Below are 16058 nucleotides of genomic sequence, written 5' to 3' on the forward strand. Positions count from 1 at the left end.
ATATTTCAATGTATTACCAGAAACCCAGCACTTTCCACCAGGCGCTACCGATGATCAGCCAGATAGGGATAACCACCAGACTGATCAGGAAACCAATCTTCCACCAGGTCGCCAGTGGGATAAAGTTACAACCAAACAGGATAGGGGCCGGGCCGCCAGAGTAGTGGGTAGTTGCCATATACAGGTTACTGAACATACCAAATACCAATACTGTCAGCATTGGCGGAGCACCTGCTGCAATAGCAATGGAGACAAAAATGGCATACATGGCACTGATATGGGCGATGGCACTGGCCATCATATAGTGGCTGTAATAGTACGCCAGCAGCAGGATTCCCATCATTGGCACCCAGTTCATCCCCTGCACTGAACCGGCAATTGATGAGCCAAACCAGGTAATAAAACCCAGCTTATTCAGTTGGCTGGCGAGTGTTAGCAGTACCGCAAACCAAATCACCGTATGCCAGGCTTCTTTCTCGGCAATCACATCATCCCAGGTCAGCGCGCCACTCAGTAATAGAATTGCCAGTCCAATAAAGGCGGTCATGGTGGCATCAATATTCAGTGCTGCGCCACATACCCACAGCGTCACCAGCCCGACGAAGACAGATAATACAATCCATTCGTTGCGGCTCATTGGCCCCATTTCTTTCAATTTCACCATTGCCAAGGCGCGCATTTCCGGGGTTTTCTTTATTTCTGGCGGGTAGAAGCGATACAGCAACAACGGGATTACTGCCAAAGAGATTAAACCAGGGACGATGGCGGCCAATGCCCAACTGGTCCAGGTAATGGTAATCCCCATTTCACCGGCCAGTTTGCCAATCATTGGGTTGCCGGCCATTGAGGTCAGGAACATCGCACAGGTAATGGCATTACACTGGAAGATACATTGCACCAGAAATGCCCCGATTTTGCGTTCGGTACCGCGTTCTGGTGTCGATTCATAGGCTTCAGAAATTGAGCGAAACAGCGGCGTAATGATGCCACCACATCGGGCGGAGGTAGACGGCATCGCCGGTGCGAATAGCAAATCGGTCAGCACCAAACCATAAGCCAGACCTAGCGAGCTGTGGCCCAACTTACTGATAAACAGATAACCGACCCGGCGGCCAAAACCTGTTTTAATAAAGCCGCGTGAGATAAAGAAGGCGCAAGCGATCATCCAGATTGTCGGGTCAGCAAAACCGGCTAACACTTCTTTGATACTCAGCAAGCCTGTAGCCGCAACGACTGTCAGGCTGAATATCGCCATTGCGCCTAACGGATATGGCGACAAGATCAGGCCGATAACCGTCGCTGCAAAAACCGCCATGAGGTGCCAGGCGCGCGGGTCTACCGATTCCGGGACGGGGCTAAACCAGATACCTATCCCAATAAATAGGATAAGTAACATCCTTCCTATACGTGTTTTGAATATCGACATGATTATTTACCCTGATGCTATTTTATGTGCAGTGTTAATCATCGCCAGTGAAAAAAACGGTAATAATGAGATGATTAAGGTGATGGTTATATGAAATAACTGTATAGACAAAATAACGTAGTCATTTTGATCAAAGTCATTCTTATATTGTTAGTGGTGGGGATGCGTAGCGGGAGATATATATTATCCTGGCGAGAACAATTCAGACGAAATTTAGCGGTTACTCTACTTTATTAATTATCCTATGCGGGATTTTATCTGTTAAAACAACGTGATTTTGCATTAATAGACGAGAAGGTAAAGCCAGGGTAAATCTGAGTAGAGGAACGTCGGACAGATTAAATCTATTGGTAAAGATTAATACATAAACGTTGCTTATTGGATTTATTACTTTTTGCCTACTGACAATTGAATATTATTCTGAGTGTAGCTCTATTTTTGGCAACAAAAAAACCCGCACCAAGGCGGGTTCTTTTTATTCAGAATAACGTAACTGCTCAGAGCTATCACCTTCATCTATCGTACGTTATTCCAATAGTTTTGGTATCTATTATTGGCTGTTACAGCGCAATAACATTTACCGCTGCTGGGCCTTTAGCGCCGTTCTCAATAGAGAACTCCACGTTTTGGCCTTCATCTAAGGTTTTAAAATCATTACTCTGGATGGCAGAGAAGTGAACGAACACATCTTTGCTACCATCAGCAGGAGAGATAAAACCAAAACCTTTATCAGCGTTAAACCATTTTACTAAACCAGTCATTTTATTAGACATAGAGATACTTCCTTCAATTATTTTTGATTGCCGCCATAGGCGAACGGATAGGCTTGGGTACAACTTATGGGGCACTTAGAAGGAATTTCGCGAAGAAGAGGTATCTGTCTGATAACGCTAATACGGAGAACTGCTTTACTAAAACTGCTTGCATAAATGTTACTGTCAACCGGGTACTGCTTATTACTTTATTTGGAGAGCGGGTTACACTGCTCGGGTCTGGCCGTCATCGCTATCGGCAACCTGCTCCCCTAATCACGCTGTATTACAGAGCGACTACGTTTACCGCTGATGGGCCTTTAGCGCCGTTCTCAATAGAGAACTCAACTTTTTGACCTTCATCTAACGTTTTGAAATCATTGCTCTGGATGGCAGAGAAGTGTACGAACACATCTTTGCTACCATCAGCAGGGGTGATGAAACCAAAACCTTTACCAGCGTCAAACCATTTTACTAAACCAGTCATTTTATTAGACATAGGGATACTTCCTTCAATTATTTTTTGCCACAATAGTGCGGCGAACGTGGTCTGTTTTTCAGCGGATTACTTATTTGGGCACTTAGGAGGAGACTCACGGAGAAGGGATATCTATGGATAACGCTTGAACTGAGGACTGCTTTACTAAAACTGCTTTCATAAGGTCTGTGTTCCAAACCGATGAGGCTATTTAACCACAACACATTCCTCGTGGCAACACAATATTTGACTATCATAATCAGTATCAATGGTTTTTTCATCTGGAATGGGGTGCGACGTAATGCCTTTTATGTTACTAAACAGCCTATTACACCGATAAAAGTTGTTGCTAAATTGTGGGGTAATATTTTGTGTTAATGCGCTCATAGCCGGAGGGGGATCCCCCCGGCTGGTTAATTTAGCGGGGAGAAACTGTTACTGTGCCGCTACGGTCACTGGCAATCATGACGCGTTGACCTGCACTGAAACGCGTTGGCCCTTGTGCCTGTACGACGACGATACTGCTGCCATCATCTCGGCGAATTTCCAGTTGTACACCTTCACTACGGTTCATGGCGCTTTGCACGCCTTGACCTGCCATACCACCGGCTACCGCACCACCTGCCGTTGCCAGGCTATTACCACGGCCACCACCTATAGTGTTACCCAAGAAGCCCCCGACTACAGCACCGCCAATGGCACCGGCCACATTATTTTCACTGCCGCCCTGAATGGTGACTGGCCGTGCAGAGATAACGGTGCCGTAGGTTACGGTCTGTACTTGTCGTGCCTGAGAGGCGGTGAAAGTATCACCAGACGCAGTTCTGTTGTTGGCACATCCACTTAATACTGTCGCTGTAAGTGCTACGGCAATGACCAGCTTATTCATAATCAAACCCCTATTATCGGTACAAATCAGACTTCGTCAGCAATACCCTTCCTACTTGACGTTGCAGCAGTGTTAGCTGTTTTCACTCTGAACCTTGGTCAGCTCAACGAGATTCGCTTGTTACCTTACTGTAACGGCAATTACTTTGAGTATAGATAATTGTTAACAATGACTATAGCGTGAGAACTCTTAATCTGAGGAGATAAATATGATAGCAGTGTACATATAGGCGGATTCTCGCCTTATTTTCATGTTACCGTCATGCTAAACATAGTCATTTATCGACTCAGGAAGGCTGTCTTGCTACGCTCTATTCTTGCCGCCAAAATTTTCCGCCTCGACTTAGGTCGACTAATCCTTATTCTAGCTGTAATGAGCGCTTTTGTGACGCTAGCGAACAGTTTCTATGCCAGTTATCGGGTACAGCGGCAGCTACTGATTGATAACACACTCGAAGCCAATCGTGTCTATGCGACTAAACTGGCATCCAGTACGGATATTTTCCTGAGAAGCGCGCAAAAGCAACTGCATTACAGCAGTATGATTGTCGCCAAGAATTTTGATGATCATGAGGCGCTGCAAGCGGAAACCGCACGGCTAAAATACCAAACCGATAGTTTTAACTCGGTGGTAATAACGGATGCGCATGGTGTTATCCGCGCAACATCCCCGGACAATCTCCAGTTATTAGGTCACGTATTGACATCACCAGGGTCAGTGGAGGCGTTAAAACTACGTCGCCCGGTAATTAGTAAGCCTTATGTATCGGCAGCAAATAATCTGGTTATCAATATCTCGACCCCCATCTTTACGCCGGATGGACGTTATCGCGGTTATATCGGCGGTACTATTTACCTGCGCAAGCAAAGTATTTTAAATGAGCTATTGGGTGAGCATTATTATCGTGATGGCTCCTATATCGTGGTGCTCGACAGCGATCGGCGCATCCTTTATCACCAAGATACCAGCCGTATCGGGGAAATACTTGAACCTAAACCCATCACGGAAGCGATAAAAACCTCCACTAACGGCAGCTTGATGGTTACCAGTACTAGCGGCGAATCAATGCTAGCGGGCTATGCCATTGTCGAACCCTCCGGTTGGGAAATCATTACCTTGCGGCCCGAAGCGTCAACGTTGAAGCCACTGGAAGGTTTAATGCTAAAAGGGCTTGGTCATATCACGCCATTGGCGCTACTCACTTTGCTGGGTGTTTGGCTGTTATCCCGGTTAATTGCCCGCCCGCTGTGGTTGCTCGCCGGCAGTGCCAACCATATGGATAAGCCCGATATTGCCAGCAGCATCAAGGAAATTCCTTCCTGGTATTTCGAATCGACCCAACTCAAACGGGCGCTATTGATTGGCATCAGTTTGTTGCAAAAGAAAATCGGTAAATTGAAGTTTGAGGCACAAACTGATCCCATGACTGGCCTGTTTAACCGGCGTGGATTGGCCATCACCCTCGAGCCTATCTCACAGCTTGGGCAGCATTTTTCGGTTATTGCACTGGATATTGACCACTTTAAGTCGATTAATGACGCTTACGGCCACGACGTTGGTGATGAGGTTATTAAGCAATTGGCAGTCCAAATCCGCGATAGCTCCCGTGACACGGATATCTTGTGTCGTAGCGGAGGGGAGGAGTTCCTGATGTTGCTGCCGGGTACTACGTTGGATGTGGCCACACAGGTCGCCAACCGGCTGCGTCAAAATGTAGAAAGGATGGTGATATCGGACATTCATCCTATTACGATTTCGCTAGGCGTGGCGTACTGGAATGGCGAGGGTATGCTGGAAGATTCGCTCAAACTGGCGGATGAAGCCCTATATCGAGCGAAACAGCAAGGGCGCAATCGGGTAGAGATTGCGTAATAAAAAAGGCGCGCTCCGTGTGGAGTACGCCTTTTTAAACAACAACTTAACTGACTAGTATCAGTTCATGCCGTATTTTTTCAATTTCTTACGTAGCGTGCCACGGTTGATGCCCATCATCAGGGCAGCGCGGGTTTGGTTGCCACGGGTGTATTGCATCACCATGTCCAACAATGGCTGTTCAACTTCAGCCAGTACCAACTCATACAGGTCACTCACATCCTGACCATTCAGTTGAGCAAAATAGTTCTTCAGTGCTTGTTTAACCGAGTCACGCAAAGGCTTTTGAGTCACCTGATCTTGTGAATTTACGGTTGCAACGGTCAGTACGTCAGAATTTACGCGTTGTTCGAACATAGTTCTGTCAGCTCTTTTTTCTGTTTACGCAAGATTTTCGAAATATGCCTCCAACGCCTCCAGCTGTTCGCTGGCATCCTCAATGGCGTTGAATGTGCGCCGAAACTGGTCGTTAGGGGCGTGCTCCTGGAGATACCAAGAGACGTGCTTACGTGCAATACGAAATCCCTTGCCTGGACCATAAAAGTCGTGCAATTCCCGTATATGCCCGTTTAACAAGCGCTGCACTTCGCCAAGTGGCATCGGTGGCAGCAGCTCCCCAGTGTCCAGATAATGCTGGATTTCCCGGAAGATCCAAGGTCTTCCCTGAGCGGCACGTCCTATCATCAGAGCATCAGCCCCAGTGTAGTCGAGCACCGCTCTGGCTTTATGCGGGTCAGTGATGTCGCCATTCGCGATAACGGGAATGGAAACAATCTGCTTAACTGCCCGAATGCTGTCGTATTCCGCCTCACCATTAAACAGGCAAGAACGGGTTCGGCCATGAATCGTCAGGGCTTGTATACCACAATTTTCGGCCAGTTGGGCAATTTCTATACAATTACGGTGTTCGGTCGACCAACCCGTCCTGATCTTCAGCGTTACTGGCGCATCTACCGCATTAACCACCGCGGAGAGGATTTGTTTAACCAAATCAGGATGTTGCAATAATGCAGAACCTGCCAGCTTGCGATTCACTTTCTTGGCCGGACATCCCATATTGATATCGATGATTTGTGCACCATTAGCCACATTGATTCTGGCTGCTGCTGCCATCTCATCCGGGTCGTTACCGGCAATTTGCACGGTACGAATCCCAGGCTCATCGCTATGAACCATACGCAAACGTGACTTATCCGTCCGCCAGACCTCGGGATTCGAGGAGAGCATTTCAGATACCGTCATCCCAGCCCCCATGCCATGACATAGCGCTCTGAAGGGGCGGTCTGTTATACCAGCCATCGGGGCGGCAATCAGGCAATTTGTAAGCTGGAAGTGTCCAATACGCATAGACAAAGAATGACCACACTGTGTCCGTAAGGGCGCGTATATTACGCATTTTTGCGCCCAGATGAAAGGCCAAACTTTGACCAATTGATGAAAAAAGAGCGATAAAATACCCGCCAAGCTGTGCTAATTAATTATTTATTCATATATAACATGGTGTTAACTAAAATTGATTAATTTGTGCGCTTCAGGATTTTCTCCTAAACATCACAATTATCGACTAGTTATGCTACATCTGTCTGGTCGAAAGTGCTGATTTATTCATCAAATCAATGATAAAGCACAGATGGAAATGAGTCAGACCTCCCATTTTGATTAAAAAGAGAGTGTGGTGGATTGCCAGAAATGCTAACTCAGCAAGGGATGTGATGGCCCCTGCTAAGGTTTAACAGCCCTGGCAGGGGAGTCGGTTTTTGCGCGTTTACTGCTTGATACCGGTAATACGGCACCACTCTTCTTTCTCTGCCACTGGGTCGAGGGTGAACTTATCCTCGTAAGCCTGTGCGACGCCCACAGCCTGGGTCGCCAGTACCCCAGACAGACCCAAATGACCGCCGGTTACCGGTAGTACACTAATCAGTGGCGCCAGTTCGCGCAAGGGGCCTGCCAGAATATTGGCGACCACCACATCAGCAGATAAGTCTGCTGGCTGGTCTTTGGCGAGATACAGCTCCAGACGCTCTGAAACGCCGTTACGCTGTGCGTTATCACGACTGGCCTGAATGGCCTGCGGATCGATATCGATGCCAATAGCGCGCGTTGCACCGAGTTTTAGCGCTGCAATTGCCAGGATGCCAGAGCCACAACCGAAGTCGATAACAGTTTTACCGTCCAGGCTGAGGCCATCGAGCCATTGCAGACACAATGCGGTGGTTGGATGGGTACCGGTACCAAATGCCAAACCGGGGTCCAGCATCACGTTGACCGCGGTTGGGTCCGGCACATCACGCCAGCTCGGGCAGATCCACAGGCGCTCACCGAAACGCATCGGATGGAAATTATCCATCCATTCACGTTCCCAATCCTTATCTTCCAACTGCTCAATCTTATGGATAAAGCCTTTACCGAGTTGCGGGTTGTATTCCAGCATGGCGATCACTGCGGCCATCTCCGTTTCAGCATCATACAGGCCAATCACATCAGTATCGCCCCACAGTCGAGTTTCGCCTGGTAGCGGCTCAAACACCGGATTATCGTGGGTATCCTGAAACGTAACTGACACCGCGCCACTTTCAATCAATGCGTCCCCAAGGGATTCGGCCTGATTGCCGGTGGTGTTTAATTTTAGTTGAATCCAAGGCATGACTTTTCTCTCAAAAGCTCAATCCCCTTCATCTTTCAAGTCGCAGGGGTGTTGGCTGTGCTCACGCCACCCGAATCACTTGACTGTGTAAGCTCATCGGGATGCCCTCGCTTGCCGCCTTCCTGCATCTTGAAATCTATTGGGTATATAATTGAGCTGATATAAATTAATCGTTTCTAATCAGCGCTAACTACCACGGGCTGCCGCGCTCTAGCCCTGTCGCCAAACTGATTACCGATATAAAACGCCAGCAGATTAAGCACCAGTGACGGCACTATCGGGTGTAGGCCGGCTATCTTAATATTGAAACTGGCCAATACCGTATAGCATACCGCACCGACAATCATAGAGCTAAGGGCTCCGTGAGCATTGGCGCGCTCCCAGTACAGCCCCAGCACCAATGGCCAGAGGAATACCGCTTCCAGACCACCAAAGGCCAACAGATTCAGCCAGATAATCATTTCTGGCGGCCGCCAGGCAGCAAGTAACAGTAACAGTCCCAGAATAAGCGTCGATAAGCTGGAAATACGCGCCAACTTGCGTTCATTCTTCAACTCTTCTGGCCACAGATTGAGATATAAATCTTTCACGATGGTTGCAGAAGATTGCAGCAACTGGGCATTGATGGTCGACATAATCGCCGCCATGGGTGCCGCCAGAAAGATCCCGGCAGCAAAGGGCGGCAACACGGTGATCATCAGTGTCGGGATCACCTGATCGGGGATCTTCAGGTCCGGCAGGATAGCCCGGCCCAATGCGCCAGCCAAATGCATGCCGAACATCAGGATGGCGACCACAATGGTGCCGATGATAATGCCACGATGTACCGCTTTGCTATCACGATACGAAATACAGCGCACGGCAGTATGTGGCAGGCCAATCACGCCAAAGCACACCAGGATCCAGAACGAGGCCATAAACGGCAAATCAAGGATCTTGTCACCACCTTGCGGTGAAACTAGCGCTGGATCAATATGTTGTAGTGTATCGACGGCTTTATGCAACCCGCCTGCGGCATGGATCACTGCAACCAATAGCAAAATAGTGCCGATCAACATCACCAGCCCTTGCAAGGCATCGTTCAATACACTGGCGCGGAAACCACCAAAAGAGGTATATAACGCGATACTGATACCAAATATTAATAAGCCGGTATCGTAAGGAATGCCTGCCGCAGTTTCCAGTAAACGTGCACCACCAATAAATTGCACGGTCATGGCACCGACAAACGCCACCAACAAACTGATACTGGCCAGCCACACCAGCAATCGGCTCTGATAGCGGGCATACAGCATATCGTTGAGGGTTACAGCGTTATAGCGGCGCGCCAGAATGGCAAACTTCTTGCCCAGAACACCCAGCGACAGCCAGACCGCAGGTAACTGGATCATCGCCAATAACACCCAGCCAAGGCCATACTTATAGGCAGCACCCGGCCCGCCAATAAATGAACTGGCACTGATATAAGTGGCGGTCAGGGTCATTGCCAGTACGAATCCTCCCATCGAGCGATTGCCGATAAAGTATTCGTTTAGAAAACTTCCGGTTTTTTGGCGGGTATAGGCATAAATTGATAAGCCAAATACCATTGCCAGATAGCCCACTAATGGCAGGACAACATCAGTTTGCATTCTCATCCTCCAACGGAATATCGCGGAAGACGAAACGCACCATCAGAGCGCACAACACAATAAACACCAGTGGCAGCGCAATACAGGCGGCTTCAAACCAAGCCGGGAGGCCAGTCATGCCGGGGATATTACCGGGTAAATACGCAGTCAATATCCAGCCAGCCAGATAAGCCAATGTTAAACCAAAGGCCCAGCGCGCTTCTTTGTGGGCTTGTATGAATCTTGTTTCCATTGTTCTCCCCATACCCTTTGTACTTGGCGCGACAGCGTTGTTAGCCGCTCTCACCCACCCGAATCACTGACGTGAGTCAGCTCATCGGGATGTGTTCGTTTGCTGCCTGGCTGTCACACCAATTACTGTGGGTAATAATATCTTTGTACTTGGCGCGACAGCGTTGTTAGCCGCTCTCACCCACCCGAATCACTGACGTGAGTCAGCTCATCGGGATGTGTTCGTTTGCTGCCTGGCTGCCACGCCCATTACTGTGGGTAATAATATCTTTGTACTTGGCGCGACAGCATTGTTAGCCGCTCTCACCCACCCGAATTTACTTATCGGATTTCATTAGATTGCCGCTTGACTACAACACCAATAACTTCAGATAGATAAGTCGAAATAAAGTCTCAAAAGAAAAAAGACCGGTGATTAACCGGCCTTGATATAAAAGACTAACAGCATGGAGGGCGAAATATCAGGTTTCTTGTAACCCGAGTTTCTTCTCCAGATAGTGGATATTGGTGCCACCGTGCTGGAAGTTTTCGTCGTTCATGATGCGCAGCTGTAACTCAACGTTGGTTTTGATACCGTCGATAATGAGTTCCGCCAGCGCATTTTTCATGCGAGCAATCGCCACGTCACGGTTTTCACCGTAAGTGATCAGCTTGCCGATCATGGAGTCATAATATGGTGGCACAGTATAACCGGCGTAAATATGAGACTCCCAACGCACACCAAAACCGCCCGGCGCATGGAAACGGGTAATTTTACCCGGACTTGGCAGGAAGGTATTCGGGTCTTCGGCGTTGATACGGCATTCCACGGCGTGGCCGTGTACCTTCACTTCATCTTGTTTGATGGAGAGAGGTTGGCCCGCAGCGATACGCAGTTGTTCTTTGATCAAATCCACACCGGTGATCATTTCGGTAACCGGATGTTCAACCTGAATACGGGTGTTCATTTCAATGAAATAGAACTCGCCGTTTTCATACAGGAACTCGAAAGTCCCCGCACCACGATAGCCGATCTCTACACAGGCTTTCGCGCAGCGCTCACCGATATAACGGCGCAATTCGCTGGTGATGCCCGGTGCTGGTGCCTCTTCAACCACTTTCTGGTGGCGGCGCTGCATAGAACAGTCACGCTCAGCCAGATAGATAGCATTACCCTGACCGTCAGCCAAAATCTGAACTTCGATATGGCGTGGGTTCTCAAGGTATTTTTCCATATAAACCATGTCGTTATTGAAAGCCGCTTTGGCTTCCGCACGGGTCATGTTGATGGACTGCTCGAGATCTTTATCATGACGAACCACACGCATGCCACGACCACCACCACCACCTGATGCCTTGATAATGACCGGGTAACCGATACGTTTGGCAAAGGCTTTATTCTTGGTAGTGTCGTCAGTCAATGGGCCGTCAGAGCCAGGTACGCAAGGTACACCAGCTTTCTTCATCGCGCTTATTGCTGAAACTTTATCACCCATCAGGCGAATAGTTTCGGCACGTGGGCCGATAAAGATGAAACCTGAACGTTCTACCTGTTCGGCAAAATCAGCATTTTCAGACAGGAAGCCATAGCCGGGGTGAATAGCCACCGCGCCGGTGATCTCAGCCGCAGAAATGATTGCCGGGATGTTCAGATAGCTTTTAACAGAAGGCGCGGGACCAATACAAACAGTCTCGTCAGCCAATAACACATGTTTAAGATCACGATCCGCAGTAGAGTGAACTGCCACAGTTTTGATCCCCAGCTCTTTACAAGCTCGCAGGATACGCAGCGCAATCTCACCACGGTTAGCGATTACGATTTTATCAAGCATGGAACGCCTCGTTACTCGATGACGACAAGAGGCTCGTCGAATTCAACCGGCTGACCGTTTTCAACCAGAATGGCTTTTACAGTACCGGATTTATCTGCTTCGATTTGGTTCATCATTTTCATCGCTTCAACGATGCAAAGAGTGTCACCAGCAGAAACTTTCTGACCTACTTCAATGAAGGCTTTAGCATCCGGGCTCGGGGTGCGGTAGAAAGTACCGACCATTGGGGAGCGCACGATATGGCCACTGATTGCTGCTGGTGCAGCCGCTTCAGCAGGTGCTGGTGCAACGGCGGCAGCCAGTGCGGGCTGTTGCTGTGGTGCAGCAAAAGCATATGGCTGTTGCATCATTGGGTAGTTTGGTGCGGCGGGAGCACGACTGATACGTACTGACTCTTCGCCTTCTGAGATTTCCAGCTCTGAAATGCCGGACTCTTCAACCAGTTCGATCAGTTTCTTAATCTTACGAATATCCATGAGTGTGATTCCGTACTCTTTGTGTGTTGCATTAGTTGGATTTTGACAAGCGATTTACCGCTGCCTGTAAAGCAAAGTTGTAGCCATCTGCGCCAAGTCCACAGATTACGCCAACTGCAATATCAGAGAGATATGAATGATGACGGAAAGGCTCCCGGGCATGCACGTTAGATAAATGGATCTCGATAAACGGGATCTGTACACCTAACAATGCATCACGCAGTGCCACGCTGGTATGCGTAAACGCTGCTGGGTTGATCAGGATAAAATCGGTATTACCCCGTGCCTGATGAATTCTATCGATCAGCGCGTGTTCTGCATTTGACTGCAAATGAGACAGCGCCACATCCAATCCCTGAGCTTGAGCCTCTAACTGACTGACAATCTCAGCCAATGTAGTGTAATCGTACTTTTCCGGTTCACGCGTTCCAAGCAGATTCAGGTTAGGGCCATTCAGAAGCAAAATGTGCAACTTATCCGACATTGTGCTGGTATCTCCGGCAATTAGTCCATCATCGTAAAAAATAACCTGATGTCACCGATTTGTCACCTTTTTACGACGAATTTGACACTGCGATCGGCACTAAGGTCGGGCATTATAATGATATCGTAGCAATTAGCAGCTAAATACTGGTCTTATCAGCGAAGATATTCAATAGAAAAGAGTGCGAACTGTGCGTTCAGCATTATTTATGACGGGGAGAATCATGATAAGTTCCGGCCACTAACGGCACCATTGCCGAAATTTTTTATAGCGTAGTGCCAGCAATATAACCGCCGCCACGGCGTAGATAATCGGCAGTGGCGAAAGCGTTTTCACCGACCAAAGATAATGAATTGGCGCAAGGATGGCGACAACATACACCAAATTATGCAGTTTTTGCCAGTTGGGTCCCATTTTTCGTTGCGCCCACAAGGTGGAGGTGACTGCCAGTGACAGTAACAATAACCAACTGATAATTCCCAATGTCAGATAGGGGCGGGTGACCAGCTCGCGCCCCAGCAGGCCAATATTACTCAGGCCCAGTTCCAGCAAAGAGTAGCTGACTAAATGCAGGGTTCCCCAGGCAAAACACCATAAGCCTAATAACCGGCGGCAGCGGATCAACAGGGGCTGTTTACCATAACGCGCCAGCGGCGTGACCACTAAAGTAGCTAGCAATAGTTTCAGTGTCATGCGGCCGGTAAAATGCTGAATATCTTTGGCGGGGTCGGCACTGAGCCAACCCTGATTAACCGATAAAATAAGCCACAGCAAAGGCAGCGCTGCTGCCAGCCAGATAGCCACTTTTAACCCTTTAATCTGCCGTAGACTCAGGCGCATCAGAAATTCTCCCGCAGATCCAAGCCACGGTAGAGGGATGCAACTTGGTCCGCATAACCGTTGAACAGCAGAGTAGGTTGGCGCTGCACATCAAGGATACCGCCGGCGCCGATAAAACGCTCAGTAGCTTGCGACCAACGCGGATGATCGACATGGGGATTCACATTGGCATAAAAACCATATTCGTTAGGCGCACTGAGGTTCCAAGTGGTGGGCGGCTGATCATGGGTCAGGCGAATATGAACGATAGATTTTATCCCTTTAAAACCATATTTCCACGGTGTGATAAGCCGCAGCGGGGCACCATTTTGCGGTGGCAGGGCTTTGCCATACACCCCCAGAGTCATAAAGGCGAGTGGATGCATAGCTTCATCCAGTCGTAAGCCTTCGACATACGGATATTTTAGCCCGCCACCAATAAAACGGTCTTCCTGTCCCGGCATCTGATCCGGTGCATACAGCGTTTGAAATGCGACATAGCGGGCATTACTGGTCGGTTCAACCAGCTTGAGCAGTTTCCCTAACTCAAAACCAATCCATGGCACCACCATGGACCAGGCCTCGACGCAGCGCATACGATAAATGCGTTCTTCCAGCGGGAAGCGTTTTATCAGGTCATCGATATCCAGTGTCATTGGTTTAGCCACATCACCGTCGATACGTATCTGCCAACCCTCAGTTTTTAGCGTGCCAGCATTGGCGGCGGGATCAGCTTTATCCAGACCAAATTCGTAGAAGTTATTGTAACCAGTCACTTTCTCTTCCGGCGTCATCGCCAGATCCGGGTGGTACACCGTTGATTTGGTAAACTCCAGTGGCTTACCTGAGGGCGCTTTAGGGCGATCATTGCCTTTAAACCATGCCAACAAGTCGGCCTGTGCCGCGGTGGGCAAGGCCAGTGACGCCGCCGTGATCCCCAACGCCTGCAACACCTTGCGGCGCTGATAGAAAATACTTTCCGGCGTGACGTCAGCTTCGGTCAGCTTGCGTGGTTTGGTACTGCTACCACGGAGACTATTTTTTGAATGAGAGAACAAGTTGTGCATAGACCTACTCCATCGGGCAGGGGAGTCATACTGACCATTATGGTATTAATCATGGCGGCTTATGGACACAAGTGCGAGGCTGCTGGGAAAAATATGAAATTTCTGAGAGCGGAGTGATAGGGCCGGGTGGTAGCAATATCCACCCGGTGACTTTTGTAAAATCAATAATTAGCGAACTTTAACCAACGTCCGGCCAGTGACTTCATTCGCCAGCAGGCGTGCGGCGATAGTTGGCGCATCTGCCAGCGTGATGGACTGTGATGCCTGCTGATAGAAGCTGTCAGGTAAGATTTTCAGCAGCCGCTGCCAGGCTTGCTGGCGGCGCGGTTGAGGTGTCATCACCGAATCCACGCCCTGCAAGCGCACGTTGCGCAGAATAAATGGCATCACGGTGGTGGGCAGAGTATAGCCACCCGCCAAGCCACAGGCGGCAACGGTGCTGTTGTAATTCATCTGTGCCAGCACTTTGGCCAGCAATTTGTCGCCGACAGTATCGATTGCACCAGCCCACAACTGTTTTTCCAGTGGGCGCGACGCATCAAGATAATCATTGCGGGAGAGCACCCGATGCGCACCGAGACTTTTCAGGTAGTCACTGTTGCTGTCACGACCCGAGATCGCCGCAATCTGGTAACCGAGCGCCGACAGTAAGGCAATTGCAGTGCTACCTACGCCACCACTGGCCCCGGTGACCACCACTTCGCCACTTTCAGGGGTGACACCACCGTCTTCCAAAGCCATGACGCACAACATGGCGGTGAACCCTGCGGTACCGATAATCATGGCTTTTCGGGGTTCCAATCCTTCAGGCATGGGGACCAGCCAGTCGCCATTAACACGCGCTTGCTCGGCTAAACCGCCCCAATGATTTTCGCCCACCCCCCAGCCGGTCAGTAACACTGACTGACCGATATGAAAACGTGGGTCTTCACTGCTGTGAACAGTGCCAGCAAAATCAATGCCTGGAACCATAGGGAATTCGCGGATAATCTTCCCTTTACCGGTGATGGCTAGCGCGTCTTTATAATTCAGGCTGGACCAATTGACATCAACCGTGACATTACCGGCTGGCAATTGCGAGGGCGATATTTCACGCACTTCGGCGACAGTACGGCCTTCAATTTGCTCAAGTACAAGTGCTCGCATGTATCACTCTCCCGATATATTTTTCTGCAACGCCAATAACGTTGGGTATAAATAGTGTGGATAATTCAAAAAAGGGATGGGTTAAGAGTGAGCTAATATAGCGGTAACAGCAACCTTCGAGCCTGATCAAGAACAAAAATCAATTCATTGATTTTTATCATGGCTATCCTTTGAAGAGGGATTAATCGAACATCAGGGAAAGGGGCGAAAATATTGTGTTATTGTCGCATTATGAAGTAAAAAGTCAGTTTTATAGCCTATTTTTGTCATATAGTGTGCTCCTCAAGGGAAATGAGGACTTTTCTTCACTTAATTGCGCTTCGCAAGGC

At 49.0% G+C, this 16058-nt stretch carries 16 protein-coding genes; 1 reads left to right on the top strand and 15 read right to left on the bottom strand.

What is annotated here, in order from left to right; genetic code table 11:
* Positions 1-13: 13 nt before the first annotated feature.
* From V2A84_RS21120 to V2A84_RS21135, 4 genes are all read right to left on the bottom strand, one after another.
* The gene (locus tag V2A84_RS21120; protein ID WP_042568990.1) at positions 14-1426 is read right to left on the bottom strand and encodes an anion permease; all 1413 of its coding nucleotides are present in this window, start codon (positions 1424-1426) and stop codon (positions 14-16) included.
* Positions 1427-1986: 560 nt separating this feature from the next.
* Positions 1987-2199, bottom strand: a complete 213-nt coding sequence (gene cspE, locus V2A84_RS21125) for a transcription antiterminator/RNA stability regulator CspE (protein WP_083162167.1) — start codon at positions 2197-2199, stop codon at positions 1987-1989.
* A 265-nt stretch (positions 2200-2464) separates the two neighbouring features.
* A complete protein-coding gene (gene cspE / locus V2A84_RS21130) occupies positions 2465-2677 on the bottom strand; it encodes a transcription antiterminator/RNA stability regulator CspE (protein ID WP_005163090.1) in 213 nt (70 codons plus the stop codon).
* Between the two features lie 397 nt (positions 2678-3074).
* The gene (locus tag V2A84_RS21135; RefSeq protein WP_083162175.1) at positions 3075-3545 is read right to left on the bottom strand and encodes a glycine zipper 2TM domain-containing protein; all 471 of its coding nucleotides are present in this window, start codon (positions 3543-3545) and stop codon (positions 3075-3077) included.
* A gap of 312 nt (positions 3546-3857) precedes the next feature.
* Here V2A84_RS21135 and V2A84_RS21140 point away from each other — a divergent pair, with 312 nt between their 5' ends.
* Entirely contained in the window at positions 3858-5417 is a 1560-nt protein-coding gene (locus V2A84_RS21140; protein WP_083164029.1) for a sensor domain-containing diguanylate cyclase, read from the top strand.
* A gap of 60 nt (positions 5418-5477) precedes the next feature.
* Here V2A84_RS21140 and fis read toward each other — a convergent pair whose 3' ends face one another.
* From fis to acuI, 11 genes are all read right to left on the bottom strand, one after another.
* Positions 5478-5774 carry a DNA-binding transcriptional regulator Fis gene (gene fis / locus V2A84_RS21145; RefSeq protein WP_002210061.1) on the bottom strand — a complete coding sequence of 99 codons (297 nt, stop codon included), beginning with the start codon at positions 5772-5774 and terminating at the stop codon, positions 5478-5480.
* Positions 5775-5798: 24 nt separating this feature from the next.
* On the bottom strand, positions 5799-6764 hold the full coding sequence (dusB, locus tag V2A84_RS21150) for a tRNA dihydrouridine synthase DusB (protein ID WP_083162177.1): 966 nt from the start codon (positions 6762-6764) through the stop codon (positions 5799-5801).
* A 418-nt stretch (positions 6765-7182) separates the two neighbouring features.
* Complete coding sequence (prmA, locus tag V2A84_RS21155) at positions 7183-8064, bottom strand: 50S ribosomal protein L11 methyltransferase (protein WP_083162179.1); 882 nt, start codon at positions 8062-8064, stop codon at positions 7183-7185.
* A 176-nt stretch (positions 8065-8240) separates the two neighbouring features.
* The gene (panF, locus tag V2A84_RS21160) at positions 8241-9695 is read right to left on the bottom strand and encodes a sodium/pantothenate symporter (protein WP_372560387.1); all 1455 of its coding nucleotides are present in this window, start codon (positions 9693-9695) and stop codon (positions 8241-8243) included.
* The gene (locus V2A84_RS21165; protein ID WP_083162184.1) at positions 9685-9927 is read right to left on the bottom strand and encodes a YhdT family protein; all 243 of its coding nucleotides are present in this window, start codon (positions 9925-9927) and stop codon (positions 9685-9687) included. Before V2A84_RS21165 ends, panF begins: the two co-directional genes overlap by 11 nt.
* A 460-nt stretch (positions 9928-10387) precedes the next feature.
* Positions 10388-11737, bottom strand: a complete 1350-nt coding sequence (gene accC, locus V2A84_RS21170) for an acetyl-CoA carboxylase biotin carboxylase subunit (protein WP_083162186.1) — start codon at positions 11735-11737, stop codon at positions 10388-10390.
* An 11-nt stretch (positions 11738-11748) separates the two neighbouring features.
* Positions 11749-12213 carry an acetyl-CoA carboxylase biotin carboxyl carrier protein gene (accB, locus tag V2A84_RS21175; protein ID WP_004701474.1) on the bottom strand — a complete coding sequence of 155 codons (465 nt, stop codon included), beginning with the start codon at positions 12211-12213 and terminating at the stop codon, positions 11749-11751.
* Positions 12214-12244: 31 nt separating this feature from the next.
* Positions 12245-12697: a type II 3-dehydroquinate dehydratase gene (aroQ, locus tag V2A84_RS21180; protein ID WP_442849047.1), complete on the bottom strand. Its 453-nt coding sequence runs from the start codon at positions 12695-12697 to the stop codon at positions 12245-12247.
* 240 nt (positions 12698-12937) lie between these two features.
* Positions 12938-13537 (bottom strand): protein-methionine-sulfoxide reductase heme-binding subunit MsrQ, encoded by a 600-nt coding sequence (msrQ, locus tag V2A84_RS21185; RefSeq protein ID WP_083162190.1) that lies wholly within the window; start codon positions 13535-13537, stop codon positions 12938-12940.
* A complete protein-coding gene (gene msrP, locus V2A84_RS21190; RefSeq protein ID WP_083162192.1) occupies positions 13537-14583 on the bottom strand; it encodes a protein-methionine-sulfoxide reductase catalytic subunit MsrP in 1047 nt (348 codons plus the stop codon). The genes msrQ and msrP overlap by 1 nt, the downstream gene beginning before the upstream one ends.
* Positions 14584-14751: 168 nt before the next feature.
* Positions 14752-15729 carry an acrylyl-CoA reductase (NADPH) gene (acuI, locus tag V2A84_RS21195; RefSeq protein WP_372569711.1) on the bottom strand — a complete coding sequence of 326 codons (978 nt, stop codon included), beginning with the start codon at positions 15727-15729 and terminating at the stop codon, positions 14752-14754.
* Positions 15730-16058 lie beyond the last annotated feature (329 nt).

The sequence above is a fragment of the Yersinia sp. 2553 StPb PI genome (genome assembly GCF_052217105.1).
GTDB classification, from domain to species: domain Bacteria; phylum Pseudomonadota; class Gammaproteobacteria; order Enterobacterales; family Enterobacteriaceae; genus Yersinia; species Yersinia enterocolitica_E.